Annotated in this window: 23 protein-coding genes and 2 pseudogenes; 7 read left to right on the top strand and 18 right to left on the bottom strand. The window is 56.4% G+C overall.

The window, feature by feature from the left end; genetic code table 11:
- Positions 1 to 30 precede the first annotated feature (30 nt).
- The 4 genes and pseudogenes from aphA to dnaB all read right to left on the bottom strand — a co-directional run bounded on the left by aphA (position 31) and on the right by dnaB (position 5228).
- Positions 31 to 746 (bottom strand): annotated as a pseudogene (gene aphA, locus I6L58_RS11155) (acid phosphatase AphA).
- Positions 747 to 1414: 668 nt separating this feature from the next.
- Positions 1415 to 2608: an aromatic amino acid transaminase gene (gene tyrB / locus I6L58_RS11160; protein ID WP_088209304.1), complete on the bottom strand. Its 1194-nt coding sequence runs from the start codon at positions 2606 to 2608 to the stop codon at positions 1415 to 1417.
- A gap of 118 nt (positions 2609 to 2726) precedes the next feature.
- Positions 2727 to 3806: an alanine racemase gene (gene alr, locus I6L58_RS11165; protein ID WP_006177473.1), complete on the bottom strand. Its 1080-nt coding sequence runs from the start codon at positions 3804 to 3806 to the stop codon at positions 2727 to 2729.
- A gap of 9 nt (positions 3807 to 3815) precedes the next feature.
- Positions 3816 to 5228 (bottom strand): replicative DNA helicase, encoded by a 1413-nt coding sequence (dnaB, locus tag I6L58_RS11170; protein WP_006177474.1) that lies wholly within the window; start codon positions 5226 to 5228, stop codon positions 3816 to 3818.
- A gap of 66 nt (positions 5229 to 5294) precedes the next feature.
- On the opposite strand from dnaB, the gene I6L58_RS11175 reads away from it, so the two are divergent.
- Complete coding sequence (locus I6L58_RS11175; RefSeq protein WP_088209303.1) at positions 5295 to 6278, top strand: quinone oxidoreductase; 984 nt, start codon at positions 5295 to 5297, stop codon at positions 6276 to 6278.
- A 184-nt stretch (positions 6279 to 6462) separates the two neighbouring features.
- On the opposite strand, the gene pspG is transcribed toward I6L58_RS11175, so the two are convergent.
- Both pspG and dusA read right to left on the bottom strand, forming a co-directional pair.
- Positions 6463 to 6705: an envelope stress response protein PspG gene (pspG, locus tag I6L58_RS11180; RefSeq protein WP_042321165.1), complete on the bottom strand. Its 243-nt coding sequence runs from the start codon at positions 6703 to 6705 to the stop codon at positions 6463 to 6465.
- A 136-nt stretch (positions 6706 to 6841) separates the two neighbouring features.
- Complete coding sequence (gene dusA, locus I6L58_RS11185; RefSeq protein WP_088209302.1) at positions 6842 to 7837, bottom strand: tRNA dihydrouridine(20/20a) synthase DusA; 996 nt, start codon at positions 7835 to 7837, stop codon at positions 6842 to 6844.
- A 145-nt stretch (positions 7838 to 7982) separates the two neighbouring features.
- On the opposite strand from dusA, the gene I6L58_RS11190 reads away from it, so the two are divergent.
- Positions 7983 to 8246, top strand: coding sequence for a type II toxin-antitoxin system HicA family toxin (locus I6L58_RS11190; RefSeq protein ID WP_088209301.1), 264 nt, complete (start codon positions 7983 to 7985; stop codon positions 8244 to 8246).
- Positions 8243 to 8578 carry a type II toxin-antitoxin system HicB family antitoxin gene (locus tag I6L58_RS11195; RefSeq protein WP_199559832.1) on the top strand — a complete coding sequence of 112 codons (336 nt, stop codon included), beginning with the start codon at positions 8243 to 8245 and terminating at the stop codon, positions 8576 to 8578. Before I6L58_RS11190 ends, I6L58_RS11195 begins: the two co-directional genes overlap by 4 nt.
- A 32-nt stretch (positions 8579 to 8610) precedes the next feature.
- Here I6L58_RS11195 and traF read toward each other — a convergent pair whose 3' ends face one another.
- Positions 8611 to 9870 carry a conjugal transfer protein TraF gene (gene traF, locus I6L58_RS11200; protein WP_390881729.1) on the bottom strand — a complete coding sequence of 420 codons (1260 nt, stop codon included), beginning with the start codon at positions 9868 to 9870 and terminating at the stop codon, positions 8611 to 8613.
- A gap of 225 nt (positions 9871 to 10095) precedes the next feature.
- Positions 10096 to 10584, bottom strand: coding sequence for a cupin domain-containing protein (locus I6L58_RS11205; protein ID WP_006177479.1), 489 nt, complete (start codon positions 10582 to 10584; stop codon positions 10096 to 10098).
- Between the two features lie 115 nt (positions 10585 to 10699).
- Here I6L58_RS11205 and zur point away from each other — a divergent pair, with 115 nt between their 5' ends.
- Complete coding sequence (gene zur / locus I6L58_RS11210; RefSeq protein WP_088209299.1) at positions 10700 to 11212, top strand: zinc uptake transcriptional repressor Zur; 513 nt, start codon at positions 10700 to 10702, stop codon at positions 11210 to 11212.
- 68 nt (positions 11213 to 11280) lie between these two features.
- Here zur and I6L58_RS11215 read toward each other — a convergent pair whose 3' ends face one another.
- The 5 genes and pseudogenes from I6L58_RS11215 to I6L58_RS11230 form a co-directional block, all read right to left on the bottom strand.
- On the bottom strand, positions 11281 to 11490 hold the full coding sequence (locus tag I6L58_RS11215; protein ID WP_042321172.1) for a CsbD family protein: 210 nt from the start codon (positions 11488 to 11490) through the stop codon (positions 11281 to 11283).
- Between the two features lie 48 nt (positions 11491 to 11538).
- A pseudogene (locus I6L58_RS22920) lies at positions 11539 to 11613 on the bottom strand (hypothetical protein); the annotation flags it as partial.
- Positions 11610 to 12947 carry an MATE family efflux transporter DinF gene (dinF, locus tag I6L58_RS11220; RefSeq protein WP_088209298.1) on the bottom strand — a complete coding sequence of 446 codons (1338 nt, stop codon included), beginning with the start codon at positions 12945 to 12947 and terminating at the stop codon, positions 11610 to 11612. The pseudogene I6L58_RS22920 and the gene dinF, both read right to left, overlap by 4 nt.
- Positions 12948 to 13012: 65 nt before the next feature.
- Positions 13013 to 13621: a transcriptional repressor LexA gene (gene lexA, locus I6L58_RS11225; RefSeq protein WP_088209297.1), complete on the bottom strand. Its 609-nt coding sequence runs from the start codon at positions 13619 to 13621 to the stop codon at positions 13013 to 13015.
- A gap of 108 nt (positions 13622 to 13729) precedes the next feature.
- Positions 13730 to 14098 (bottom strand): diacylglycerol kinase, encoded by a 369-nt coding sequence (locus I6L58_RS11230; RefSeq protein WP_006177484.1) that lies wholly within the window; start codon positions 14096 to 14098, stop codon positions 13730 to 13732.
- A 206-nt stretch (positions 14099 to 14304) separates the two neighbouring features.
- Between I6L58_RS11230 and plsB the strand changes: the two genes are divergently transcribed.
- On the top strand, positions 14305 to 16725 hold the full coding sequence (gene plsB, locus I6L58_RS11235; RefSeq protein WP_042321176.1) for a glycerol-3-phosphate 1-O-acyltransferase PlsB: 2421 nt from the start codon (positions 14305 to 14307) through the stop codon (positions 16723 to 16725).
- A gap of 89 nt (positions 16726 to 16814) precedes the next feature.
- Here the strand turns inward: plsB and ubiA are convergent, their stop codons facing one another.
- The 5 genes from ubiA to malK form a co-directional block, all read right to left on the bottom strand.
- Positions 16815 to 17684, bottom strand: coding sequence for a 4-hydroxybenzoate octaprenyltransferase (gene ubiA / locus I6L58_RS11240; protein WP_006177486.1), 870 nt, complete (start codon positions 17682 to 17684; stop codon positions 16815 to 16817).
- 13 nt (positions 17685 to 17697) lie between these two features.
- Positions 17698 to 18195 carry a chorismate lyase gene (gene ubiC, locus I6L58_RS11245; protein ID WP_088209296.1) on the bottom strand — a complete coding sequence of 166 codons (498 nt, stop codon included), beginning with the start codon at positions 18193 to 18195 and terminating at the stop codon, positions 17698 to 17700.
- Positions 18196 to 18373: 178 nt separating this feature from the next.
- Positions 18374 to 19324 (bottom strand): maltose operon protein MalM, encoded by a 951-nt coding sequence (malM, locus tag I6L58_RS11250; protein WP_088209295.1) that lies wholly within the window; start codon positions 19322 to 19324, stop codon positions 18374 to 18376.
- Between the two features lie 113 nt (positions 19325 to 19437).
- Positions 19438 to 20763: a maltoporin gene (locus I6L58_RS11255; RefSeq protein WP_088209294.1), complete on the bottom strand. Its 1326-nt coding sequence runs from the start codon at positions 20761 to 20763 to the stop codon at positions 19438 to 19440.
- A 53-nt stretch (positions 20764 to 20816) separates the two neighbouring features.
- The gene (gene malK / locus I6L58_RS11260; protein ID WP_088209293.1) at positions 20817 to 21926 is read right to left on the bottom strand and encodes a maltose/maltodextrin ABC transporter ATP-binding protein MalK; all 1110 of its coding nucleotides are present in this window, start codon (positions 21924 to 21926) and stop codon (positions 20817 to 20819) included.
- Positions 21927 to 22297: 371 nt separating this feature from the next.
- Here malK and malE point away from each other — a divergent pair, with 371 nt between their 5' ends.
- Positions 22298 to 23488: a maltose/maltodextrin ABC transporter substrate-binding protein MalE gene (gene malE, locus I6L58_RS11265; RefSeq protein WP_042321183.1), complete on the top strand. Its 1191-nt coding sequence runs from the start codon at positions 22298 to 22300 to the stop codon at positions 23486 to 23488.
- Positions 23489 to 23608: 120 nt separating this feature from the next.
- The gene (malF, locus tag I6L58_RS11270) at positions 23609 to 25153 is read left to right on the top strand and encodes a maltose ABC transporter permease MalF (protein WP_088209292.1); all 1545 of its coding nucleotides are present in this window, start codon (positions 23609 to 23611) and stop codon (positions 25151 to 25153) included.
- Positions 25154 to 25158 lie beyond the last annotated feature (5 nt).

Raw genomic sequence — 25158 nt, forward strand, 5'->3', positions numbered from 1 at the left:
TAAAAAAGGATCCGGCCCGCCGCGCGGCTATTAATACTCTGAGTTAACAATCACCTCTTCGCCAAACTTTCCGGCCATCGGCAGCGGGCGATAGGTTGAGATTTCGAGGCGCGTAACACCCGAATCCCTCTGGCCCCCACGTCGTGCGCGGCGGTGATGTCGTTGTCAGAATCCCCGTAGAACACTTTGATATTTTTCTGCTCAAGCCACTGGGTTTTGGTGTTTTGCCCCTCTTTATCACCCGCAAAAATCACCGGGTTCATGCTGGCCGCCGGGATCAAAAAATCGTCCTGCAGGGTTTTAGAGACAGTCTCGGTTTTGGTCTGGCTACGACCGGTGACGAAGTAGATGCTGTCGCCGCGCTTAACGTGCATGGCGATCAGCGCCCGGGCAACCTCTTTCGGAATGCTGAACTCGTCCCAGCCGTTATTCATTTTTTCCCAGAACTCCGGGTTTTGCAGATAGGCTTCGCTGTCCGGCGAGAAGGTTTTCTTGCCGCGCCAGAAGCCGGGGCTGGAGAACAGCACGGTGTCGTCGATGTCGAAGCCGACGGCCATGGGTGCCCGGCCCATCAGGCTGTTTTCAATTTGTGCCACGGAGACCCAGTGAATGGGGGCTTGCTCGGCAAGGATGGCGGCGGTGGTGCCGGTGTAAAGCGGCGTCGGCGCAGATGCGCGTGCAACTACGGCACTGTTAAGCGAGAACAATAAGCAGGCGGCGCTGAGCGCCAGTGTGATCTTGCGCATATTTTCCCCTGAATATTCAGTTTGTTATCGTTTTATTTTGTGTGAGTGGTCAAAAAACTATCCGACCATAACCCCAGCGGCAGGGGAAGAAAAGGAGTTTTTGCTTATCAATCTGAAGAAAAAGAAGACGATCACAAAGCGAGACATCGACCTGAGCAGCCTGATGCCCTCACCCCGGCCCTCTCCCACAGGGAGAGGGAGAACACCCAGCCCGTAGGCCCGGTAAGCGGAGCGCCACCGGGCGATTAGGCTGCTCGGCGGCCTGATGCCCTCTCCCACAGGGAGAGGGAGAACACCCAGCCCGTAGGCCCGGTAAGCGAAGCGCCACCGGGCGATTAGGCTGCTCGGCGGCCTGATGCCCTCCCCCACAGGGAGAGGGAGAACACCCAGCCCGTAGGCCCGGTAAGCGTAAGCGCCACCGGGCGATTAGACTGCACGGCGGCCTGATGCCCTCTCACGCAGGGAGAGGGAGAACACCCAGCCCGTAGGCCCGGTAAGCGAAGCGCCACCGGGCGATTAGGCTGCTCGGCGGCCTGATGCCCTCCCCCACAGGGAGAGGGAGAACACCCAGCCCGTAGGCCCGGTAAGCGGAGCGCCACCGGGCGATAAGACTGCACGGCGGCCTGATGTCCTCCCCCACAGGGAGACGGAGAAACCGTAGTGAGTGCTTACATTACAGCAGCAAACGCCTGCGCCACGCGCTGGACGTTATTGGCGTTCAGGCCCGCCACGCACATGCGGCCGCTGGCGATCAGGTAGACGCCGAACTCCTCGCGCAGACGATCGACCTGTGCGGCGCTCAGGCCGGTATAACTGAACATGCCGCGCTGTTTCAGCAGGTAGTCGAAGTTATGCCCCGGCACCGCCTCTTTCAGCACATTCACCAGCTCCTGGCGCATCGACAGGATACGCTTGCGCATCGATTCCACTTCCGCAAGCCAGTTGGCTTTCAGCTGTTCGTCACCGAGCACCGTTGCAACGACCTGCGCCCCAAAGTTCGGCGGGCTGGAGTAGATGCGGCGCACCGTGGCTTTCAGTTGCCCAAGCACGCGCCCGGCCGCTTCGGCATCTTCACACACGACCGACAGGCCGCCCACGCGCTCGCCGTACAGGGAGAAGATTTTAGAGAAGGAGTTGCTGATAAGCGCAGGCAGCCCGGCGTGGGCCACGGCGCGAATGGCGTACGCATCGTCTTCCATCCCTGCACCAAAGCCCTGATAGGCGATGTCGAGGAACGGGATGAGATCGCGCGCCTTCAGCACCTCAATGACCGCATCCCACTCAGAATGGGTCAGGTCCGCCCCCGTTGGGTTGTGGCAGCACGGATGCAGCAGAACAATGCTGCGCGCTGGCAGGGTGTTCAGTTTTTCAAGCAGGGCATTCACGCGCACGCCGTTGGTTTTGCTGTCGAACCACGGATAGGTCTCGACCTTAAAGCCTGCGCCTTCGAAAATGGCCACGTGGTTTTCCCACGTCGGGTCGCTGACCCATACGCCGGAATCCGGGAAGTATTTTTTCAGGAAGTCCGCCCCGACCTTCAGCGCGCCCGAGCCGCCTAGCGTCTGGATCGTCGCCACGCGCTTTTGCGCCAGCACCGGATGATCGTCGCCAAACAGCAGCGGAGCGACGGTGTTACGGTAGCTGTTCAGCCCTTCCATCGGCAGGTAAAGCGAGGCGCCATGCGGTGTCGCGTTAAGACGCGCTTCGGCGTCGGCTACCGCCTGCAGCTGAGGAATAATGCCCTCCTCGTTGTAATAAAGGCCAATGCTGAGGTTCACTTTATCGCTGCGGGGATCTTCTTTGAAACGCTCCATCAAGGAGAGAATGGGGTCGCCAGCGTAGGCGTCTACTTTCTGAAACACGCGATGGTTCTCCGGATTATTATCAGGCAGGGAATTCAACAATAAACCGGAAGCAGAATAAGATCGAGGGGATGTTAACGTTGCGGGGGGAGGCGCGCCGGGCCTCCCCCTGATGGGTTCAGTCTATGTACTTCATCGCGACGCGTGACGTCAGGCGCGTAATAAGTTCGTAAGCACTTACTCCAGTCATTTCCGCGATGCGCTCGACGGGCAGCCCCTCGCCCCACATCACCACGTCGTCGCCCGCTTTGTCCTGGGCATCTGGCCCAAGGTCAACGCAGATCATGTCCATCGCCACGCGGCCTACCAGCTTCACTTCGCGGCCATTTACCAGTACCGGCGTGCCGGACGGCGCGGCGCGCGGGTAGCCATCGCCGTAGCCCATCGCCACCACGCCCAGACGGGTATCGCGCTCGCTGGTCCAGGTGCCGCCGTAGCCCACCGGCTCCCCGGCTTTGTGCTCGCGCACGGCGATCAGGTTAGAGACCAGCGACATCACCGGCTGGAAGCCAAAATCAGGCCCCCACGGCTTATGCTCCAGCGGCGATACGCCGTAAAGAATAATCCCCGGACGCGCCCAGTCGAAATGGGACTGCGGCCACAGCAGAATGCCGCCGGAGGCCGCAATAGAGCGCGCGCCGGGCTTGCCTTCGCAGAAGGTGTTGAAGATATCAAGCTGCTGCTCGGTTGCGCCGCATTCAGGTTCGTCGGCGCGGGCAAAGTGGCTGACGATGTTCACCGGCTGGCGGACGTTTTTGCACTGGCACAGGCGCTGGTAGAACGTTTCTGCATCTTCCGGGCGCACGCCGAGGCGGTGCATACCGGTATCAAGCTTCATCCATACGGTGACCGGCTCGCTAAGCTCGGCCGTTTCAAGCGCCACCAGCTGTTCTTCGTTATGAACCGAAGTATGCAGATGCTGTTCGGCAATGGTCGGCAGATCGGCGGCTTCAAAAAAGCCTTCGAGCAGTAAAATCGGCTGGGTAATCCCGCCCGCGCGCAGGCGGAGTGCTTCTTCGAGACGGGCAACGCCAAAAGCGTCGGCATCGGGGAGCGTTCGCGCGGTCTCCAGAAGACCGTGTCCGTAAGCGTTCGCTTTCACGACTGCAACGAGCTTGCTGGCAGGTGCCAGTTCACGCAGACGTTGCAGGTTGTGTCGCAGAGCGCGGCGGTTAATAACAACAGTTGCCGCTTGCATTTGAATTCCTTATTCGTCGTCGTACTGCGGTCCCGCATAGTTATCAAAGCGTGACCATTGTCCATTAAAGGTCAGACGTACCGTACCGATTGGGCCGTTACGTTGCTTACCAATAATAATTTCAGCGATCCCCTTCAGGTCGCTGTTCTCGTGATACACCTCATCACGATAGATAAACATGATTAAGTCGGCATCCTGCTCGATGGAGCCGGATTCACGCAGGTCGGAGTTGACCGGGCGCTTGTCGGCACGCTGCTCCAGAGAGCGGTTAAGCTGGGAAAGCGCCACCACCGGCACCTGCAACTCTTTGGCTAACGCCTTGAGCGAGCGGGAAATTTCAGCGATCTCCAGCGTACGGTTGTCGGAGAGCGACGGCACGCGCATCAGCTGGAGGTAGTCGATCATGATGAGGCCGATCCCGCCATGTTCACGAGCGATACGGCGCGCGCGGGAGCGCACTTCCGTTGGCGTCAGGCCGGAGGAGTCATCGATATAGATGTTACGTTTTTCCAGCAGTATGCCCATGGTGCCGGAAATACGCGCCCAGTCCTCGTCGTCAAGCTGGCCGGTACGGATGCGGGTCTGGTCCACGCGGGACAGCGATGCCAGGGAACGCATCATGATCTGCTCCGAGGGCATCTCAAGACTGAAGATAAGCACCGGTTTATCCTGCAACATCGCCGCGTTTTCGACGAGGTTCATCGCAAATGTCGTTTTACCCATCGACGGACGCGCGGCCACGATAATCAAATCCGACGGCTGCAGGCCAGCGGTTTTCTTGTTGAGATCGTCATAGCCCGTGTTGACGCCGGTTACGCCATCGTGCGGCTGCTGGAAAAGCTGTTCAATACGCGCGACGGTGGCATCGAGCACCTCGGCGATGTTCTTCGGGCCTTCGTCTTTATTGGCGCGGCTTTCGGCGATTTTAAAGACGCGAGACTCGGCGAGATCGAGCAGGTCTTCGCTGGTGCGCCCCTGCGGATCGAAACCGGCCTCGGCGATTTCGTTCGCCACCGAGATCATCTCGCGCACGACCGCACGTTCGCGCACAATGTCTGCATATGCGCTGATGTTGGCCGCACTTGGCGTGTTTTTCGAGAGTTCTGCCAGATAAGCAAAGCCGCCGACGCTGTCCAGCTGCCCCAGGCGCTCCAGCGATTCCGCGAGCGTGATCAGGTCAATCGGGCTGCCGGACTCCTGCAGGCGCGCCATTTCGGTGAAGATATGGCGGTGCGGGCGGGTATAGAAATCCTCTGCGACGACGCGCTCGGCGACATCGTCCCAGCGCTCGTTATCCAGCATTAAACCGCCCAACACCGACTGTTCCGCTTCAATCGAGTGCGGCGGGACTTTTAACCCGGCTACCTGAAAATCACGGTCGCGGGGTTCAGTCTGTTTGTTGAAGGGTTTGTTTCCTGCCATAGTGAATGGAGTTACCGAGATAAAGAGTGGGTCGAAAGATTACCATATTTTTCTGACGGAGGGAGCATGGCAACGCGCATTGAATTCCAGAAACATGGCGGACCAGAAGTGCTTAAAGCGGTGGAGTTTACCCCCGGCGCGCCTGGCGAAAATGAAGTCCAGGTTGAAAACAAAGCTATCGGTATTAACTACATCGATACCTACATTCGCGGCGGTCTCTATCCGCCACCGTCCATGCCGAGCGGGCTGGGAACCGAGGCGGCGGGCGTGGTCATCGGCGTCGGCAGCGCCGTTAAGCATCTTAAAGAGGGCGATCGCGTGGTGTACGCCCAGTCGGCGCTCGGCGCGTACAGCTCTGTCCACAACGTTCCGGCGGATAAAGCCGCCCTGCTGCCGAATGCGATCTCCTTTGAACAGGCCGCGGCCTCATTCCTGAAAGGGCTGACGGTCTATTACCTGCTGCGCAAAACCTACGAAATCAAACCGGACGAGCAGTTCCTGTTCCACGCCGCCGCCGGGGGCGTAGGGTTAATCGCCTGTCAGTGGGCGAAGGCGTTAGGTGCGAAGCTGATTGGCACCGTAGGCAGTGCGCAAAAAGCCCAGCGCGCAAAAGAGGCGGGCGCGTGGCAGATCATTAACTACCGTGAAGAGAGCCTCGTCGAGCGTTTAAAAGAGATCACCGGCGGCAAAAAAGTGCGCGTGGTGTATGACTCGGTAGGCAAAGACACCTGGGAATCGTCGCTGGACTGCCTGCAGCGCCGCGGCCTGATGGTTAGCTTCGGTAACGCCTCCGGGGCCGTGACCGGCGTTAACCTTGGGATTTTGAACCAGAAAGGGTCGCTGTACGTGACGCGTCCTTCCCTGCAGGGCTACATCACCAACCGCGAGGAGCTGGAGGAAGCCAGCAACGAACTGTTCTCGCTGATCGCCAGCGGCGTGATTAAGGTGGATGTGGCAGATGCGCAGAAATATCCGCTGGCCGATGCGCAGCGTGCGCACGAGGTGCTGGAGAGTCGGGCGACACAAGGGTCGAGTCTGCTTATTCCCTGATCCCTGAAAAGAAATTGGGCTTCCCGTGGGAAGCCCTTTCTTTTTTTAGTTCGGCTGTATGTAGGGTACAGCTCGATGAATTCTGTAGCGGCAGCCATAGTGACAGATTCGATAAGTAAATCCTATTCTGTTCTAAGCTCCGCCGCCGGAAAAGTTGCAGGTATGTGACGAACCCCTCAATACCTTAGTAACGGAACCGGTTATTACGCTGATAAGTGGGGAGTTTTGGCGATTTAATGGCCCGTATAGCCCACACGACGGCAACCGCCAGCAGCAGCCACGGCAACAGCTTGATCGTCAGGGCAAACAACCCGCCGATAAACATCACCACCGTTGCGACGACCAGCGCCGCGAGAATGCCAAGTAACGAGACGCCCGTCACCATCAGCATGACAAAAAAGCCAATCACAAAAAGTAGTTCCAGCATGGTGCTCTCCCACGAGTTCCCGAATAATGCGTTAACCATTACAAGAAACGTGCCAAAACTAACCCGTTGTTCTGAAAGCAAAACGCCCCGCAGGATTTTGCGAGGCGTAGTGAATTTGACTATCTTTTAGCGAAATTTATCGCTTATCGGCAACCAGACGCAGGGCGTGCTCAAGCACGTCAATATCGGCCCCCGCTTTGTGCGCATTTTCACTGAGATAGCGTCGCCACTGGCGCGCCCCCGGAATCCCCTGGAACAGGCCGAGCATGTGACGCGTAATGTGGCCGAGCCAGGTTCCGCTGCTCAGCTCGCGTTCAATGTAAGGGTACATTGCGCGTACGACGGATACGGGGTCAGTGTCAGCGCCCTCAACGCCAAAGATTTCGCGATCGACCGTCGCCAGGATGCCAGGGTTTTGATACGCCTCGCGACCAACCATCACGCCGTCCATATGGGCCAGATGCGTTTTGGCCTCTTCAAGCGATTTTATGCCGCCGTTAATCGACATCGTCAGATGCGGGAAGTCACGCTTCAGCTGGTATACGCGCGGGTAGTCCAGCGGTGGGATTTCACGGTTCTCTTTCGGGCTAAGGCCGGAGAGCCAGGCTTTACGCGCGTGGATGATGAACATCTCGCACTCCCCTTTGCCTGAGACCGTGTCGATGAAATCGCACAGGAATTCGTAGCTGTCCTGGTCGTCAATGCCGATACGCGTTTTCACCGTGACCGGAATCGAAACCACGTCGCGCATGGCTTTGATGCTGTCGGCCACCAACTGTGCGTTCCCCATCAGGCATGCGCCAAACATACCGTTTTGCACGCGATCGGACGGGCAGCCAACGTTGAGGTTGATCTCGTCGTAACCGCGCGCTTCGGCAAGCTTTGCGCACTGCGCCAGCGCCGCCGGATCGCTCCCGCCCAGCTGCAGCGCAACCGGATGCTCTTCATCGCTGTAGGCCAGATAGTCCCCTTTCCCGTGGATAATCGCCCCGGTGGTCACCATTTCGGTGTACAGCAGCGTATGGCGGGAGAGCTGGCGCAGGAAGTAGCGGCAGTGTCTGTCCGTCCAGTCGAGCATCGGCGCTATGGAGAAACGGTTAGCAGGGAAAGCGGTCTGTAATTCTGACGACATGGCGAAGTTTTAAGCATCTGGTGGAAAAGGAGCGCTACTATAACACAGGCTCAAAAAGGATACGATTCGGCTTGATGTGATATCAAATAGTGATATCATTTATTTTAACCTGGCGGGGAAGAAAACTACATGGAAGCTATCAAAAATGAAAACACTGAACGCCCGCCACCAAAAAACATTGCAGCTCATTTTTTCGTTACCGACACCCAGCTCGCTTGAATGGCGAAAAATCGAAGCGCTTTTTGTCGCGCTGGGCGCAAAAGTTTCTGAAGGGAATGGTTCAAGGGTCAGGTTTGAAATTAATGAGGTTGTGGCTTCGTTTCATCGCCCCCATCCGGATAAAGAAGCGAAGGTTTATCAGGTTCGCGACGCGATGGCGTTTCTCATCGCCGTAGGAGTATCACCATGATTAACACCATGACTTATAAAGGTTATGCCGCAAAAATCGACTATAGTGATGAAGATCTTTGCTTCGTGGGGCATGTAGCGGGCATAAGAGATGTTATCGGTTTTCATGCGGATAATGTCGCTGCTCTGCGCAAGGCATTTGAAGAAGCAGTGGATGACTATCTGGCTTATTGTGCGGAACAAGGCCGGGAGCCTCTGCGCCCGGCAAGCGGAAAAATCAGTTTGCGCATCTCTCCGGAAGTTCATTCTGCCATAAGCATCGCGGCTGAAGTTTCAGGTAAAAGCGTAAACCAATGGATAAGCGATACCCTTACAAAAGCAGCACACGGATAAGCAAAGGGCACCCTTGATAGTGCCCTGAAGAGTTAGAACGTCATGCTGAGCTGCGCGCCTGCGCCCCAGGTTTCATCTTCCCCATACAGTCCCATCAGGTCTACGTGGACCGTGTTGAACGGCGCAAAGCCCAGACCGCCGGTAAAGACATTGCTGTCGTTACCCTTCACGTCGGCACGGTAACCCGCACGCACCGCCAGCCAGCTCAGCGGCGTGACTTCAGCACCTACGCCGACGTACTGAGAGGTATCTTCACTCTTAAAGCCTTTGGTTTCGGTCAAGTCACCGTCGGCGGTTAGCGTCACCAGATCGTTATGCCAGGCGGCACCGGCGGTGACCAGCGGGCGGATCTGATAGGTATCTTTGTAGCTCACCACTTCACCCGTGCGGCCATTGCGGATGCGAACATCTTTGGTGTCGATATCGCGCGACATCAGGTTCTGCCCGCTCACGCCCACCGTCCAGTGTTCACCGAAATCGGCGGCAATACCCGCATCAACGTTAAAACCGGTGTCGTCCGTACGGTAGCGGCTATCATTCCACTTGTTGCTGTCGTAATCGTAAATCGATGTGGTGTAGTTATAGACCCAGGTTTTCTGCAGTTTTGGCGTCACGCCCACGGAGACCGGTACGCCGCCCAGGTCGAACTGACGGGCAACGGCGATACCGTAGTCGGAGACAATCGCCGCGCGGCCAGAGGCCGTGGAGTTGAGGTTTTTGGTGATTTGGTCAGTACCGTTCAGCGCAGCATCCAGCGCCACGCCTGCGGCCACCGCATCACTTCGTTGGATCCCGCGCAGGTAATCAATATCCTGCTGATCGATAGAGGAGCTGACGCGCCCGTGGGCATAACCTTTAGCCATAAACGCCACGGAGAGCACGTCGTTAGGAATGCTGACGGCAATCCCTGCACCGGCTGAAGCACGGGCGGTTTTGCCTTTAAGGTAATCCAACTCGTCAGCGAGATCTTTCGCCGCGCCCTGGAACTGATTAATTGAGCCTAACGGATTGGTAATGATGTCGATGGGGGTGAGATTATCAATAACATCCTGATAGCGATTGATCTTATCGTTGATGTTATCAATTTCGTCCTGAAGGTTGTCTTTATCCGTAATTTGCGCGCCAACGGACGGTATTATTACCGTAACATCGTCCTCGGGTTTTGCCTTTGCTAATAACGCCGGGTTGATTAACGCCCCGCTGCCATAGCTCCCCGCCGCGACGCCCGTTCCACCCATTGCGTCGCTTCTCGCCTCCGCCCAGGTATTGGCTGCTCCCGCCTGATTTGCCATAAACAGGGAGACAGCGATGCTAACCACCGAAAATTTAAAATGTTTTTTCACAGTATGCTCGTCTTATAGTCTGTTATGAAATAACTCCCGTCTGTTATCACCCAAACAGGAACGAACTATTGCTGTGAATAAGAACGAAAAGACCCGCTATTTCTTTCCCTAAATAAAATTCCGTGAGGGCCTGTTGTTATGTGTGACGGCCCTCAATATTTATAGAAGAGGAAATTATTTTCGCCCAACTTTTCCATCGTGCGGGCCAAAAAACTGCGGAGGATGGTCAACCCAGCGGTCTTCACGCGTAGCGGCATACACCGGGTTGAGCGGATAGTAGATGCGGTTGTGCTTTTTATTGGCCTCTCCCACCACCAGTAACCGTACCTCCTCCTCGGTATTGTTGATAAAGGTATGGCAAACGCCGGTTCCGGCAGGAAAACCCACGCTGTCGCCCGGTTCCAGCTTCCACAGATAACCGTTGATCCAGGCTTCCGGGTAGCCTTCCAGCACGTAAACAAACTCCTCTTCATCGCTTTCCGCATGCGGATAAGAGGTGCGTCGGCCCGGCGGTAAACGCTCATGATGAATACCCATGCGGCTCAGCCCAAGCCTGCGGGCCAGCGGTGCGCCGATGGAAAACAGTTCGTTGCTGTCGGGATAGGTTGCGTCGTCCGGGCCTTCAACGTCGCGCCAGTGTCGAATGCAGTCAGGTCTTTTCATGGTTAATGTCCGCTGTTGCAATGCGACAGGTATAGCACAGCCTGGGGAAACTCGGTGTTTTTAACAGAACATGATAAAGTGAGGGTTTTCCGCCCTATTACACCCGAGGTGCTTCATGGATAAGTCCACAACAGAGCTGTTAGTGCAGGCTGAAAAGCTGTGCGCGCAACGCAATGTGCGCCTGACTCCGCAGCGCCTTGAGGTACTGCGTCTGATGAGCCTGCAACAAGGTGCCATCAGCGCGTACGATCTGCTTGACCTGCTGCGTGAAAGCGAACCGCAGGCAAAACCGCCCACCGTCTATCGCGCGCTGGATTTCCTGCTTGAGCAGGGCTTTGTGCATAAGGTGGAATCGACCAACAGCTACGTGCTGTGTCACCTGTTCGATCAGCCCACCCATACGTCCGCAATGTTTATCTGCGATCGCTGTGGCGCGGTGAAAGAAGAAGGTGCGGAAGGGGTTGAAGACATCATGCATACGCTGGCGGCCAAAATGGGCTTCGCGCTGCGCCATAACGTCATTGAAGCACACGGGTTATGCTCCGCCTGCGTGGAAGTGGAATCCTGCAGCCATCAGGACGCATGTCAGCATGACCACTCCATCCTGGTGAAGAAAAAACCCCGCTAGCGGCAAAAGAAAAGGCGGCTCATGGCCGCCCTCAGGGGTACTTCCGTGTTCGCACGGGTGGTAATCAATTACCAGCGATAGTCGTTACGGGTTTCCCAGTCTTTGACTTCGGTTTCCGCCTGATCTTTCTCGTAACCGTAACGCTCCTGGATTTTACCTACCAGCTGGTCACGTTTACCTTCGATAACGGTCATGTCGTCATCGGTGAGTTTACCCCACTGTTCTTTCGCTTTACCTTTGAATTGCTTCCAGTTGCCGCCGATTTCGTCTTTATTCATAATCGTGTCCTCGTGTTAAGCGTAAATTTGTATCGCCCGGTACATGCATTTCTGCTGGACGTGATAATTATTATAGTCAGGGATTCGGCAGCCCGATTTATATTCAGAATCTTTAACCGTCACGATATATCAGGACGGGCAGGAAACCAGGTGTTGTTTCGCCAGTGACGACGCCATATAAAGGCCAGCGAGAGGCCCCGCAGGGAGAGGAATACCGCAAGCGCCAGCCACAAACCATGGTTACCCAGGTACGGCAGCGTAAAGAGCGTCAGACCAAAACCGGCCGCCGCAACTGCCATGCTGTTGCGCATTTCCGCGCCTCGCGTCGCACCAATAAACATACCGTCCAGCAGATAACACCAGACCCCCACCACCGGCAGGATCACCTGCCAGATGAGGTAATGGCTGGCCAGTTCACGCAGCGCCGGGAGTGAGGTGAGCAGCGCAATGATATGCCCACCGAAACAGGCGTAGATCAGCGCAAACGCCAGCGCGACCATTCCCGACTGACGACACGCCGCCCGCCATACTTCGCGAAGCTGGCCGCTTTCACGCGCACCGTATGCCTGCCCGGAATGGGCTTCAACCGCATAGGCAAAACCATCCAGCGCGTAGGCGGTAAAGGTCAGGAGCGTCATTAACACCGCATTGACGGCAACGATTTCTGGCCCAAGGCGCGCCCCGAAGACCGTCAGCGCGCCGAAGCAGAGCTGTAACAGCAGCGAGCGCAGCATGATGTCCCGATTGAGCGCCAGTAGCTTACGCATATTGCCCCGCCAGGCGGTTTTGAGCAGCGCAACCGAGATCCCGCGCATCGCCAGAACGCGCCCGACCATCCACAAGCCGATCAAAAATGTCCCGTACTCGGCGATTGCGGTTGCCAGCGCCGCCCCCCGCACGTTCATGTGCAGGCCCATGACCAGCCAGAGATCGAGCACAATGTTGAGCAGGTTACCGACCACCAGCAGGATCACCGGCGCGCGGGCGTACTGCACGCCCAGCAGCCAGCCAAGCAGAACCAGGTTTGCCAGCGAAGCGGGCGCACTCAGCCAGCGGATTTCAAGGAAACGCCGCGCCTGCTCCAGCACTGCTTCGCTGCCGCCCACAATATGCAGCGCCAGGTCTATCAGCGGCGTGCGCAGCAAAACGATCAGCGCGCCTGCACCGAGCGCCAGGAGTAAAGGTTGAACCAGCGCACGCGCCAGCCGCAGCGGATCTTTCGCGCCGTAGGCCTGGGCCGTTAGACCTGTGGTGCTCATACGTAAAAAGAGCAGCAGCATAAAGAGGAAGCTGGTTGCCGTGGCGCCAATCGCCACGCCGCCCAGATAGACGGGGGAATCCAGATGACCAATAACCGCCGTGTCCACCAGGCCGAGCAGAGGAACGGTAATATTGGAAAAAATCATCGGCAGCGCGAGACGCCAGAGTGCCTTATCAGAAGCAGTCAGCAGTGACATGGGAGAATACCGGGGACGATAAAACGAGACGGGCCACGGAGAAACCGCAGCCCGTCAGGAAGAGATTACAGCCATTCGCCGTTGCGGATAACGCCAACGGCCAGCCCTTCAATGGAGAAGCTGTGTTCGCGCAGGTCTACCACAATAGGCGTGAATTCGTTGTTTTCCGGCAGCAGCTGCACGGTATTGCCTTGTTTCTTCAGGCGCTTAACGGTCACTTCATCATCGATACGCGCAACCACAACCTGACCGTTGCGTACGTCCTGCGTTTTGTGAACCGCCAGCAGATCGCCATCGAGAATACCGATGTCTTTCATCGACATCCCGCTAACGCGCAGCAGGAAATCAGCGCTCGGCTTAAACATACCGGGGTCCACCTGATAGTGGCTTTCGATATGCTGCTGTGCCAGCAGCGGTTCACCCGCCGCAACACGGCCAATCAGCGGAATACCCGTCTCTTCTTCAACAAGCAGACGAATACCGCGTGATGCGCCAGAAACAATCTCAATGACGCCTTTACGCGCCAGCGCTTTGAGGTGTTCCTCAGCCGCGTTTGGAGAGCGGAAACCCAGACGCTGCGCGATTTCTGCACGCGTGGGTGGCATACCCGTCTGGCCGATATGATCCCGAATGAGATCAAACACCTCTTGCTGCCTGGTCGTTAACGCTTTCATTCCGCCCCCTGGGTGTATATACAGTTATGCTGTGAGTATATACAGTCAAAGGCGATTTTGGAACCAAAAACTGCACAAAAAACCAGGGACTTAATTATTCCTCGAGGCTCATCGGAAATGTGACCAAAGCAGCGTGACCCAGGTGATGGCTGCGATGATAATCGCCAGCAGCACGGCAGCCGATCCCATATCTTTAGCGCGACCCGAAAGCTCATGAAATTCTGAACCAATTCGGTCTACCACTGCCTCAATAGCGCTATTGATAATTTCCACTATCATCACCAGAAGTACGGAACCAATGAGGAGTACGCGGGTTATGGCATCAACATCAAGGAAACACGCGATGATAACCGCGACAATCGCGGCAACCGCTTCCTGGCGGAAAGCAGCTTCATTGATCCATGCGGCGCGGAAACCTTTCCATGAATAGCCTGCAGCTTTGATGATTCGGGTTAACCCAGTGGTATTATTGGCCATTAAAAGAACCTTATAGTGGAAATAGCGTCAGTAACTATACACAAAATCATTCATGCTGCCTCAGGCGAGCCTGAAGGATGCAGTGTATATAGCCGCAGCGCGTTTTGCTGCAGCCTGAAGTATGACGGGTAACAACAGAAATCTTGCGCGCTTTCTGTTATCCTTGCGCCGCAATTGCATTATTAACCAGAGGCTTTACATCGTTTATGTCCGGCTGGCCACGAATTTACTACAAGTTACTTAATTTACCATTAAGCGTCCTGGTAAAAAGTAAGTCTATCCCAGCAGAACCCGCGCTGGAATTAGGGCTCGATACGTCGCGCCCTATTATGTACGTTTTGCCTTATAACTCGAAGGCTGACCTACTGACGCTTCGCGCCCAGTGTCTGGCGCATGACCTTCCCGACCCGCTAGAACCGCTGGAAGTTGATGGCACATTGCTGCCACGCTATGTGTTTATCCACGGCGGGCCGCGCGTGTTCACCTATTACACGCCGAAAGAAGAGTCCATCAAGCTGTTCCATGACTATCTCGACCTGCACCGCAGCAATCCTGGCCTGGATGTGCAGATGGTACCGGTCTCCGTGATGTTTGGTCGTCGTCCGGGCCGCGAAAAAGGCGAGGAGAACCCACCGCTGCGCATGCTCAACGGCATCCAGAAATTCTTCGCCGTCTCCTGGCTGGGGCGCGACAGCTTTGTCCGTTTCTCCCCTTCCGTTTCGTTGCGCCGCATGGCAGACGAACACGGCACCGACAAAATCATTGCGCAAAAACTGGCGCGCGTGGCGCGTATGCACTTTGCGCGTCAGCGTCTGGCCGCGGTTGGCCCGCGTCTCCCGGCGCGTCAGGATCTGTTCAACAAGCTTCTGGCGTCAAAAGCCATTGCTCGCGCCGTCGAAGACGAAGCGCGCAGCAAGAAAATCTCGCATGAGAAAGCCCAGCAAAACGCCATTGCGCTGATGGAAGAGATCGCCGCGAACTTCTCTTACGAGATGATCCGGCTTTCTGACCGTATTCTCAGCTTCACGTGGAACCGCCTCTATCAGGGGATTAACGTCCACAACGCCGAGCGCGTGCGTCAGCTGGCACACGACGGCCACGAGATTGTTTATGTGCCCTGCCACCGCAGCCACATGGACTACCTGCTGCTTTCCTACGTGCTTTATCATCAGGGCCTGGTGCCGCCGCACATCGCGGCCGGTATTAACCTGAACTTCTGGCCAGCAGGGCCGATCTTCCGCCGTCTGGGTGCGTTCTTTATTCGCCGTACCTTTAAGGGCAACAAGCTTTACTCCACCGTGTTCCGTGAATATCTGGGCGAGCTGTTCAGCCGCGGTTATTCCGTTGAGTACTTTGTCGAAGGCGGACGCTCCCGAACCGGTCGCCTGCTCGATCCGAAGACCGGCACGCTGTCGATGACCATTCAGGCGATGCTGCGTGGCGGCACGCGTCCGATTACGCTGGTGCCTATCTACATCGGCTATGAGCACGTCATGGAAGTGGGCACCTACGCAAAAGAGCTGCGCGGTGCGACCAAAGAGAAAGAGAGCCTGCCGCAGATGCTGCGTGGGCTGAGCAAGCTGCGCAACCTCGGTCAGGGCTACGTGAACTTCGGCGAGCCAATGCCGCTGATGACCTACCTTAACCACCACGTTCCGGAGTGGCGCGAATCTATCGACCCCATCGAAGCGGTACGCCCGGCCTGGCTGACGCCAACGGTAAACGGCATCGCCTCGGAGCTGATGGTGCGCATTAACAACGCAGGTGCGGCGAACGCCATGAACCTGTGCTGTACGGCGCTTCTGGCCTCGCGCCAGCGTTCTCTGACTCGTGAACAATTGACCGAGCAGCTCGATTGCTACCTCGACATTATGCGTAATGTTCCGTACTCCACCGACTCTACCGTGCCTTCTGCCACCGCCAGCGAGCTTATCGACCATGCGCTGCAGATGAACAAGTTTGAAGTCGAAAAAGATACGATCGGCGATATCATCATTCTGCCGCGCGAGCAGGCCGTGCTGATGACCTACTATCGCAACAACATCACGCATATGCTGATGCTGCCGTCGCTGATGGCTGCCATCATTACCCAGCATCGTCGTATTTCTCGCCAGGAGCTGCTGCGCCATATCGCGGCCATCTACCCGATGCTGAAAGCGGAGCTGTTCCTGCGCTGGAGCAAAGATGAGCTGGCGGCAGAGCTGGATAAATTGACGGAAGAGATGCGTCGTCAGGGGCTGGTGACCGTCACCGAAGACGAGCTGAACATCAACCCATCACGTTCCCGGACGCTGCAACTGCTGGCGGCAGGCGCGCGTGAGACGCTGCAGCGCTACGCTATTACCTTCTGGCTGCTGAGCGCGAACCCGTCCATCAACCGCGGTACGCTGGAAAAAGAGAGCCGGACGCTGGCCCAGCGCCTGTCCGTTCTGCACGGCATTAACGCGCCGGAATTCTTCGACAAGGCCGTGTTCAGCTCTCTGGTGCTGACGCTGCGTGATGAAGGGTTTATCAGCGACACGGGCGATGCCGAGCCGGAAGAGACGATGAAGATCTACCAGATGCTGGCAGACCTGATTACCTCGGACGTGCGTTTAACGATCGAGAGTGCGACGCAGGGCGAATGATGTTAAAGCCGGGTGGCGCTAACGCTTACCCGGCCTACATGTTCCGCTAAATCGTAGGCCGGGTAAGGCGAAGCCATCACCCGGCTTTTTTATGACCAGTAACTCATCGCCAGCCCGATAAACAGCACCAGGCCAACGTAGTTATTGTTTAAAAACGCCTTAAAGCAGGCTTCACGCTCACGCTTCGCAATCAGCTTTTGCTGATACGCAAACAGCAGTCCGGCCACCAGTACGGACCAGTAAAACTCCCAGTTCAGCCCGTTCAGGCGACCAATGGCGACCATCAGGGCCACAACCGCGACCTGCATAATGCCGATGATCAGCTTGTCATGACGGCCAAACAGGATCGCCGTTGATTTGATGCCAATCTTGAGGTCATCGTCACGGTCGACCATCGCATATTGCGTATCGTACGCCACGGCCCAGAGAATATTTGCCAGGAACATAAGCCAGCAGCTGAGCGGTACGGATTCGCTCACCGCCGCAAATGCCATCGGGATCGACCAGCCAAACGCCGCGCCCAGCACCACCTGCGGAAGATGGGTATAGCGCTTCATAAACGGATAGACCCACGCCAGTGCCAGTGCGGCCACGGAGAGCAGGATCGTCATGGTGTTCAGGGTTAACACCAGCAGGAAGGAGAGCGCAATCAGCACCACGAACAGCGTGCGGGCCTCTTTCTCGGTAACCTGACCACTCGGCAGCGGGCGGTTGGCCGTACGCTTAACGTGGCCGTCAAATTTTCTGTCGGCATAATCGTTGACCACGCAGCCTGCGGCGCGCATCAGCCAGACACCTGCCACAAACACCGCCAGGATCCACAGCGGCGGTAAGCCCGGGGTGGCTACCCACAGCGCCCATAACGTTGGCCACAGCAGCAGCAACGCGCCAATGGGCTTATCGGTACGCATCAAGCGGTGATAGGCCAGCAGCTTGTCCTGCGTCAGACTCCACTCCATTTTTTTCTTCCTCTTAGTACAACGGCGATGCGGGTAGAAACAGCTCCGTCAGTATTAACGGTTTACCACTCAGGCGAAGACGGGAACGGCGTCCCCACAGATCGGCATCGCGACCAATCTCAATAAAATCTCGGGTTAACTCGGACGAAGTAAAAAGATAGCGCCCCAGCGGCGTTTTTCCCAGTCGTTGCAGTGCGAGCTCAGGCCCGGAAAGCGTTGATTCAGGCACCACTGTCCGCCCGGCAAGCCACGGCTCGCCGTCGGCACACAGTAAAATTTCACGTAACCAGTAGCGTTCTTCACGCGGCAGCAGCGGCAGTTCATCGGCAATCTCATCAGTTGAGACAAACCCTTCCTGAATCAGCGTCACCGTGACCGTTTTTCCCTGTTGTTCAAAACGTTTTGTCATGGAATCTTCCAGCAGCAGCCAGTCGAGCTGCGCCGGGTCAAGCGCGGGTATGTGGTCTAAATAGCGCAGCGCACGCAGGTGCATAAGCGCAGGGTGTGACATGCCAGACTCTCCGATACATAACGTTATCGCATTGTATCGCAGAAAAGCAGATTGAGGGCGGCCAAACGATATTTAGCGATCACTATCGCAACAATGGCGCAACAGCACGGGCGGTACGAAAAAAAGTGCGCCCACTCAGGCGCACTAAAACGAACAAATCAGCACTGTGGGGAGACGGTCACCCCTTGCCTTTTACACTGCTGATAAAGGTGGAACGGGCAGTGGTCGACCCTAAACGCTCGGCTTCATCAAGCAGTTTCAGCGCTTTGTCGACGTCGCCGTTTTTCACCGCCTGCTTAATGGCGTTGTTGAAATAGGTTTCGGTATCGTTCAGTACTGGCTCAGCTTTTTTCGCCGGTGCCGGCGCTGACGCAGCGGCCGCTGGTGCTGCCGCGACAGGCGCTGCGTATACCGGCGCCGCGGTGTTACCTACCGTCACCGGACCTGGTCCAGACGAGCCGAACAATGGGCCAACGAGCACGCTGGACGCGCTGTTCGTAGACACTTTCAGTTTGACCAGGCCATCGGTGGTGTGGCGGGCAAGCGGGTCCGGAATATCAGGAACCGCGTTTCCGGTACCTTTTGCATAGGCTTTTGCCGGGTCAACCAGCTTCGTGGTTTGCTGGAGATCGTTGTCGGTGGTAAAGACCAACACGTAAATTTTTTGCTGCCCCAGCGCTGGCGTCAGGCGCATCACCCCTTCCAGGCGGTCCGCGCTCATTACGCCCGGTTCCTGATAGTTAAAGTAATTGCTTGGGAAGAACGCTGACGGCGTCATGTTTTGGTCGAGGATCAGCACGTTAGGGGCAAAAACGCTGGTCTGCTTGTTCACTTCGCTGGTCAGCGTAAGGGTTAATTCACCGATGTTGGCCGGCACGCTAAACGCGGCAACCGGGCCGCTGATGCCCGGCACGTTCAGTGACTGACCGCCAGCGGAAAGCTGTGTGGTTTGTACTTTCGATTGATCAACCGGCGTCCACACCAGCTGCTGAAGTGACGCCGCCGGGATCGCTGGCGCAGCACTGGTATTCTGAGGAACGAAATTGACATCTGCAAAGGTGATGGCTGGCGCACTAGCCAGCAGGCCCGCAGAGAGGCACAGCGCGACGAGACTTTTCTTCATTTTCATTGTTATTACCTCTGATAGCGTGAACGCTGCGGTGGCCAGGCAATAGCGCGCAGCGCCCTAAGGAGAGAGGGGCTTGCGCCCCTCTTTTCGGTCATTACGTCAGGTCTTGCGAATTACCACCAGATTTCCATCTGGGCACCGAAGGTCCACTCGTCGTTATCACCACGGCTGAAGGTCTTCGCGGAAGTATCGTTATACGCCACGCCAGAGGTGTAACCAGCGTCGTCGTTGGTTGCATAACCCCACTTCTCATCCCACTTCGCGTAGGTTGCGAAGACGCGGATTGCCGGACGAGACCAGATGCTGTCGCCTGCCTGCCACTGCTGGGCAAGGGTGATTTTGTACTGGCTGTTTCGGTCGTCGGTTTTCTGCGATTTAACGTTGTCGTAGCCCACTTCCAGCAAGGTGCTCATGATCGGCGTCCATTTGTACATTGGACGAACACCCACGGTCCACCACTCGGTACCGTTGTTATTGTCACGGTCGATATTCTGATACATACCGACGTACATCAGGTCCCAACGCTCAGCCAGGGTGATTGCACCGTGGTCCAGCACACGCCACATGGAACCATCGTTATCAATGCTTCCGCCTTGCGGGATGCCTTTACCGTTAGAGGTCATGGAGTCCGTACCGTACTGCAGAACGAACTTGTTGAAGCCTTTCATCATGCTCTGGGTATGTTCGGCGGTTAAGAGCCAACCATCTTTAGAAGCGCCAGGCTGCAGGTAGTAGTCATCAGGAATGTTGGTGTGACCGTAGTCAACGCCCAGCTCCAGCGTACCGCCTGGGTTGATTTCCATACCGGCTAAACGCACGTCGAACACGTCGTTTGGTACGACGTTGTCATAGATACGGTCACCGTTCGCGTCACGATCGGCGAAGGTTGCAGAACCGCCTGCTTCAGAAGAGCGGGTGGCTGCCAGAGAGAGTTTACCGAAGCCCAGATCGATGTTTTCGATACCCGCACCAGGACCTGAGATATCCCAGTAGTAGAAGTCGATCATGTGAACGTCATGACGCTGATAGAAGCGCTTACCGGCCCAGATGGTGGAGCCTGGCAGCCATTCAATCAGGTTTTTACCCTGCACGTTTGCTTCACGGAAGGCCGGACTGGTGGATTCCCAGTCGTTCTGCTGAGACACGGAATAGGCAACGTTAGTGTCGAAGTAGAAGCTCTTGTCACCTTCTTTCCACACTTCCTGACCCAGTTTCAGTTCCGCATAGGTTTCACATTCGTTACCGAGACGGTATTTACTTTGAGCACCGGTTGCCTGGAAACACTGTTGTTCACCGCCACTTCCGGTCCAGCCAATGCCGGAACGAGCATAACCTTTAAAGTCTACGGCACCCGCCTGGGCAGACAGGATGCCTGCCGCAATGGCGACTGCCAGGGGGACTTTGCGCAGAGTAATCATCGTTCTATCTCCTGAGATCATTGCTTTTCTTTGAACACTTCACCTGTCGGTTTCGTGCTTATTATTGGGATTGCTTAGACGCCTGGCTCTTTATGCAGCCGACGACATGCGGTGCCATCTTCACGGAACAGATGACAGCGCTCTGGCGGCAAACCGATAGCGAATGTGGCACCCTCTTCTACCAACACCACGTCGTTCTGGCGGTAAACCAGGTTCTGACGGATGGCGGGGATCTGGATATGAATCTGTGTTTCGTGACCAAGTTGTTCGACGACCTGAACAATCCCTTCCAGCGTCACATCGGCGATGTGGCTTGGCAGCAGATGCTCAGGACGAATGCCGAGGGACATATTTGCCCCGACCTGTACGTTAGCGCTGTCGACCGGCAGCCACACTTGCTGACGGTTTGGCAGCTCCACCTGTACCTGTTCAATCGCCGTGGCGGTCACTTTAACGGGCAGGAAGTTCATCTTCGGCGAGCCAATAAAGCCCGCGACAAAGCGGTCTGCCGGGTAGTGATACAGCTCCAGCGGTTTGCCCACCTGCGCGACGCGACCGGCGTCCAGCACCACAATTTTGTCGGCCAGCGTCATCGCTTCGACCTGATCGTGGGTGACGTAAATCATCGTGCGGCCAAGGCGCTTGTGCAGACGGGAGATTTCGATACGCATCTGGACGCGCAGGGCGGCATCCAGGTTAGAAAGTGGTTCATCCAGCAGGAACACGCGCGGTTCCGCCACCAGCGTACGGCCAATTGCCACGCGCTGACGCTGACCACCGGAGAGCGCTTTTGGTTTACGCTCCAGCAGGTGCGCCAGCTGTAATACTTCGGCGACCTGGGTCACGCGCTGGTTGATGATCTCTTTTTTCGCCCCAGCCAGCTTCAGGCCAAAGGACATGTTTTCAGCAACGGACAGATGGGGATAAAGCGCATAGGACTGGAAGACCATACCAACGCCACGTTCGGCGGGCGGGATGTCGTTCATCCGGCTTTCACCAATGAACAAATCACCGCTGGTGATGGTTTCAAGACCGGCAATCATACGCAGCAGAGTCGATTTACCACAGCCAGATGGACCGACGAACACCACGAACTCGCCCTCGTTGATGTCCAGATTGATGTCTTTTGACACCACTACGTCGCCCCAGGCTTTCGTTACATTACGCAGCTGTACGCTCGCCATGCCCTTCTCCCTTCGTTACAACCTGTCACCGACAGAAACATTCAAGATAAGTTCACTATGCGTCTTCCATTACTTTCGTGAATCCTCCACCCCCCACCTTTTTCATGGGGGAGGAGGCGGGAGGATGAGAGAGCAGGCTCTGCGACCAGCGCCGGTGGGCTTAGGCGAAAATCGTGAAGCAGCCTGCAAAAATCAGTGGGCTTTTGTGTGCGCCAGCACTCATAACTTAAATTTATGCAACGGAGATCACATTAACAGGGGGTGGGGCGTAGGGCTCAGGAGGATGGAAAGAGGATGTCAAATAAGGAGACTGAGTCACGTTGAACCACTACAGACGTACCCTGAGCACATCACCAAAAAGGATGGCAGATATGAAGATCAAGACTGGCGCACGCGTTTTCGCATTGTCCGCCCTGGCAGCAATGATGATTTCCGCACCGGCTCTCGCCAAAATTGAAGAAGGTAAGCTGGTTATCTGGATTAACGGCGACAAAGGCTATAACGGCCTGGCCGAAGTGGGTAAAAAATTCGAGAAAGACACCGGCATCAAAGTGACCGTTGAACACCCGGACAAGCTGGAAGAGAAATTCCCGCAGGTTGCGGCGACCGGCGACGGCCCGGACATCATCTTCTGGGCGCATGACCGTTTCGGTGGTTACGCCCAATCAGGCCTGCTGGCTGAAGTGACGCCAGACAAAGCCTTCCAGGACAAACTGTTCCCGTTCACCTGGGACGCGGTTCGTTATAACGGCAAACTGATCGCCTACCCTGTTTCGGTTGAAGCGCTTTCGCTGATTTACAACAAAGACCTGGTGCCAAACCCACCGAAAACCTGGGAAGAGATCCCTGCCCTGGATAAAGAACTGAAGGCAAAAGGTAAGAGCGCCCTGATGTTCAACCTGCAAGAGCCGTACTTCACCTGGCCGCTGATTGCTGCCGACGGCGGTTACGCGTTCAAGTTTGAAAACGGCAAGTACGACGTGAAAGACGTGGGCGTGGACAACGCCGGCGCGAAAGCCGGTCTGGGCTTCCTGGTTGATCTGATCAAGAACAAACACATGAACGCGGATACCGACTACTCCATCGCGGAAGCGGCGTTCAACAAAGGCGAAACCGCGATGACCATCAACGGTCCGTGGGCCTGGAGCAACATCGACAAGAGCAAAATCAACTACGGCGTCACGCTGCTGCCAACCTTCAAAGGCAAGCCGTCTAAACCGTTCGTTGGCGTGCTGAGCGCGGGCATCAACGCCGCCAGTCCGAACAAAGAGCTGGCGAAAGAGTTCCTGGAAAACTACCTGCTGACCGATCAGGGTCTGGAGGAAGTGAACAAGGACAAACCGCTGGGCGCCGTGGCACTGAAATCGTTCCAGGACACGCTGGCGAAGGATCCGCGTATCGCGGCAACGATGGATAACGCCCAGAAGGGCGAAATCATGCCTAATATCCCTCAGATGGCCGCATTCTGGTACGCCACCCGTACCGCGGTAATCAACGCCGCAAGCGGTCGCCAGACCGTCGACGCAGCACTGAAAGATGCGCAGGGTCGTATCACCAAGTAAGCAGAAAAACGGCGGGTGGCGCTTGCGCTTACCCGCCCTACAACTACGGCACGATCCGTAGGTCAGGTAAGCACAGCGCCACCTGACGAAAAGTTTCCACCGTTGTAGAGGAAGAACCCCATGGATGTCATTAAAAAGAAACGCTGGTGGCAAAGCGACGCGCTGAAGTGGTCAGTGATTGGTCTACTCTGTCTGCTGGTGGGTTACCTTGTTGTTTTAATGTACGTACAAGGGGAGTACCTGTTCGCCATCATGACGCTGATTTTAAGCTCTGCTGGCCTGTATATTTTCGCCAACCGTAAAGCTTACGCCTGGCGCTATGTCTATCCGGGCGTGGCCGGGATGGGGCTGTTCGTACTGTTCCCGCTGATCTGCACCATCGCCATCGCCTTCACCAACTACAGCAGTACCAACCAGCTCGCGCAGGAACGCGCGGTGCAGGTGCTGATGGACCGTTCTTATCAGGCGGGTAAAACCTTTAACTTCGGCCTGTATCCTGAAGGCAATAAGTGGAAGTTAGCGCTCACTGACCAGGAAACCCAAAAGGTCTTTATCTCCGACGCATTCACATTTGGCGGCGAACAAAAGCTGCCCCTGAAAGAGGCCGCAGCCCTGCCGGAAGGTGAACGTGCAAACCTGCGTATCATCACCCAGAATCGTCAGGCGCTGACCCAGCTCACCGCCGAACTGCCGGATGAAAGCAAAGTGACCATGAGCTCGCTGCGCCAGTTCTCCGGCACCCAGCCGCTTTACACCAAAGCGGATGACGGCACGCTGACCAACAACCAGAGCGGCGTGAAGTACCGTCCGAACAACGATATCGGTTTTTATCAGTCGGTGAATGCCGACGGCAGCTGGGGCGACGACAAACTCAGCCCGGGCTACACCGTGACCATCGGCTGGGATAACTTCACCCGCGTCTTTACCGACGAAGGGATCCAGAAACCGTTCTTCGCCATCTTCGTCTGGACGGTGGTCTTCTCGGTGCTGACCGTGATCCTGACCGTCGCCGTGGGCATGGTACTGGCGTGCCTGGTGGAGTGGGAATCCCTGAAGGGCAAAGCGATTTACCGCGTGCTGCTGATCCTGCCCTACGCCGTGCCGTCGTTTATCTCAATTCTGATTTTCAAAGGGCTGTTTAACCAGAGCTTCGGTGAAATCAACATGATGCTGAGCGCGCTGTTTGGCATCAAACCGGCCTGGTTCAGCGACCCGACGACCGCCCGATCGATGATTATCATCGTCAACACCTGGCTGGGCTATCCGTACATGATGATCCTGTGCATGGGGCTGCTGAAGGCTATCCCGGACGATCTGTACGAAGCCTCGGCGATGGACGGCGCAGGCCCGTTCCAGAACTTCTTCAGAATTACGCTGCCGCTGCTCATCAAGCCGCTGACCCCGCTGATGATCGCCAGCTTTGCCTTTAACTTTAACAACTTCGTGCTGATTCAGCTGTTGACCAACGGTGGGCCGGACCGCCTGGGCACTACCACCCCGGCAGGCTATACCGACCTGCTGGTGAGCTACACCTACCGCATCGCCTTTGAGGGCGGCGGCGGTCAGGACTTCGGCCTGGCGGCGGCAATTGCCACGCTGATCTTCCTGCTGGTGGGCGCGCTGGCGATTGTGAACCTGAAAGCCACACGCATGAAATTCGACTAAGGAGG

It is taken from the genome of Enterobacter cancerogenus, assembly GCF_019047785.1.
GTDB lineage: Bacteria > Pseudomonadota > Gammaproteobacteria > Enterobacterales > Enterobacteriaceae > Enterobacter > Enterobacter cancerogenus.

Coding starts and splice junctions, on each gene's coding strand:
- plsB (WP_042321176.1), top strand. CDS start 14,305: ATGTCCGGCTGGCCACGAATTTACTACAAGTTACTTAATTTACCATTA.
- ubiC (WP_088209296.1), bottom strand. CDS start 18,195: ATGTCACACCCTGCGCTTATGCACCTGCGTGCGCTGCGCTATTTAGAC.
- zur (WP_088209299.1), top strand. CDS start 10,700: ATGGATAAGTCCACAACAGAGCTGTTAGTGCAGGCTGAAAAGCTGTGC.
- I6L58_RS11190 (WP_088209301.1), top strand. CDS start 7,983: ATGAAAACACTGAACGCCCGCCACCAAAAAACATTGCAGCTCATTTTT.
- I6L58_RS11230 (WP_006177484.1), bottom strand. CDS start 14,098: ATGGCCAATAATACCACTGGGTTAACCCGAATCATCAAAGCTGCAGGC.
- malF (WP_088209292.1), top strand. CDS start 23,609: ATGGATGTCATTAAAAAGAAACGCTGGTGGCAAAGCGACGCGCTGAAG.
- malE (WP_042321183.1), top strand. CDS start 22,298: ATGAAGATCAAGACTGGCGCACGCGTTTTCGCATTGTCCGCCCTGGCA.
- dnaB (WP_006177474.1), bottom strand. CDS start 5,228: ATGGCAGGAAACAAACCCTTCAACAAACAGACTGAACCCCGCGACCGT.
- traF (WP_390881729.1), bottom strand. CDS start 9,870: ATGGCAAATCAGGCGGGAGCAGCCAATACCTGGGCGGAGGCGAGAAGC.
- dusA (WP_088209302.1), bottom strand. CDS start 7,837: ATGTCGTCAGAATTACAGACCGCTTTCCCTGCTAACCGTTTCTCCATA.
- I6L58_RS11215 (WP_042321172.1), bottom strand. CDS start 11,490: ATGAATAAAGACGAAATCGGCGGCAACTGGAAGCAATTCAAAGGTAAA.
- dinF (WP_088209298.1), bottom strand. CDS start 12,947: ATGTCACTGCTGACTGCTTCTGATAAGGCACTCTGGCGTCTCGCGCTG.
- I6L58_RS11205 (WP_006177479.1), bottom strand. CDS start 10,584: ATGAAAAGACCTGACTGCATTCGACACTGGCGCGACGTTGAAGGCCCG.
- ubiA (WP_006177486.1), bottom strand. CDS start 17,684: ATGGAGTGGAGTCTGACGCAGGACAAGCTGCTGGCCTATCACCGCTTG.
- I6L58_RS11195 (WP_199559832.1), top strand. CDS start 8,243: ATGATTAACACCATGACTTATAAAGGTTATGCCGCAAAAATCGACTAT.
- pspG (WP_042321165.1), bottom strand. CDS start 6,705: ATGCTGGAACTACTTTTTGTGATTGGCTTTTTTGTCATGCTGATGGTG.
- malK (WP_088209293.1), bottom strand. CDS start 21,926: ATGGCGAGCGTACAGCTGCGTAATGTAACGAAAGCCTGGGGCGACGTA.
- alr (WP_006177473.1), bottom strand. CDS start 3,806: ATGCAAGCGGCAACTGTTGTTATTAACCGCCGCGCTCTGCGACACAAC.
- malM (WP_088209295.1), bottom strand. CDS start 19,324: ATGAAAATGAAGAAAAGTCTCGTCGCGCTGTGCCTCTCTGCGGGCCTG.
- I6L58_RS11255 (WP_088209294.1), bottom strand. CDS start 20,763: ATGATCTCAGGAGATAGAACGATGATTACTCTGCGCAAAGTCCCCCTG.
- I6L58_RS11175 (WP_088209303.1), top strand. CDS start 5,295: ATGGCAACGCGCATTGAATTCCAGAAACATGGCGGACCAGAAGTGCTT.
- lexA (WP_088209297.1), bottom strand. CDS start 13,621: ATGAAAGCGTTAACGACCAGGCAGCAAGAGGTGTTTGATCTCATTCGG.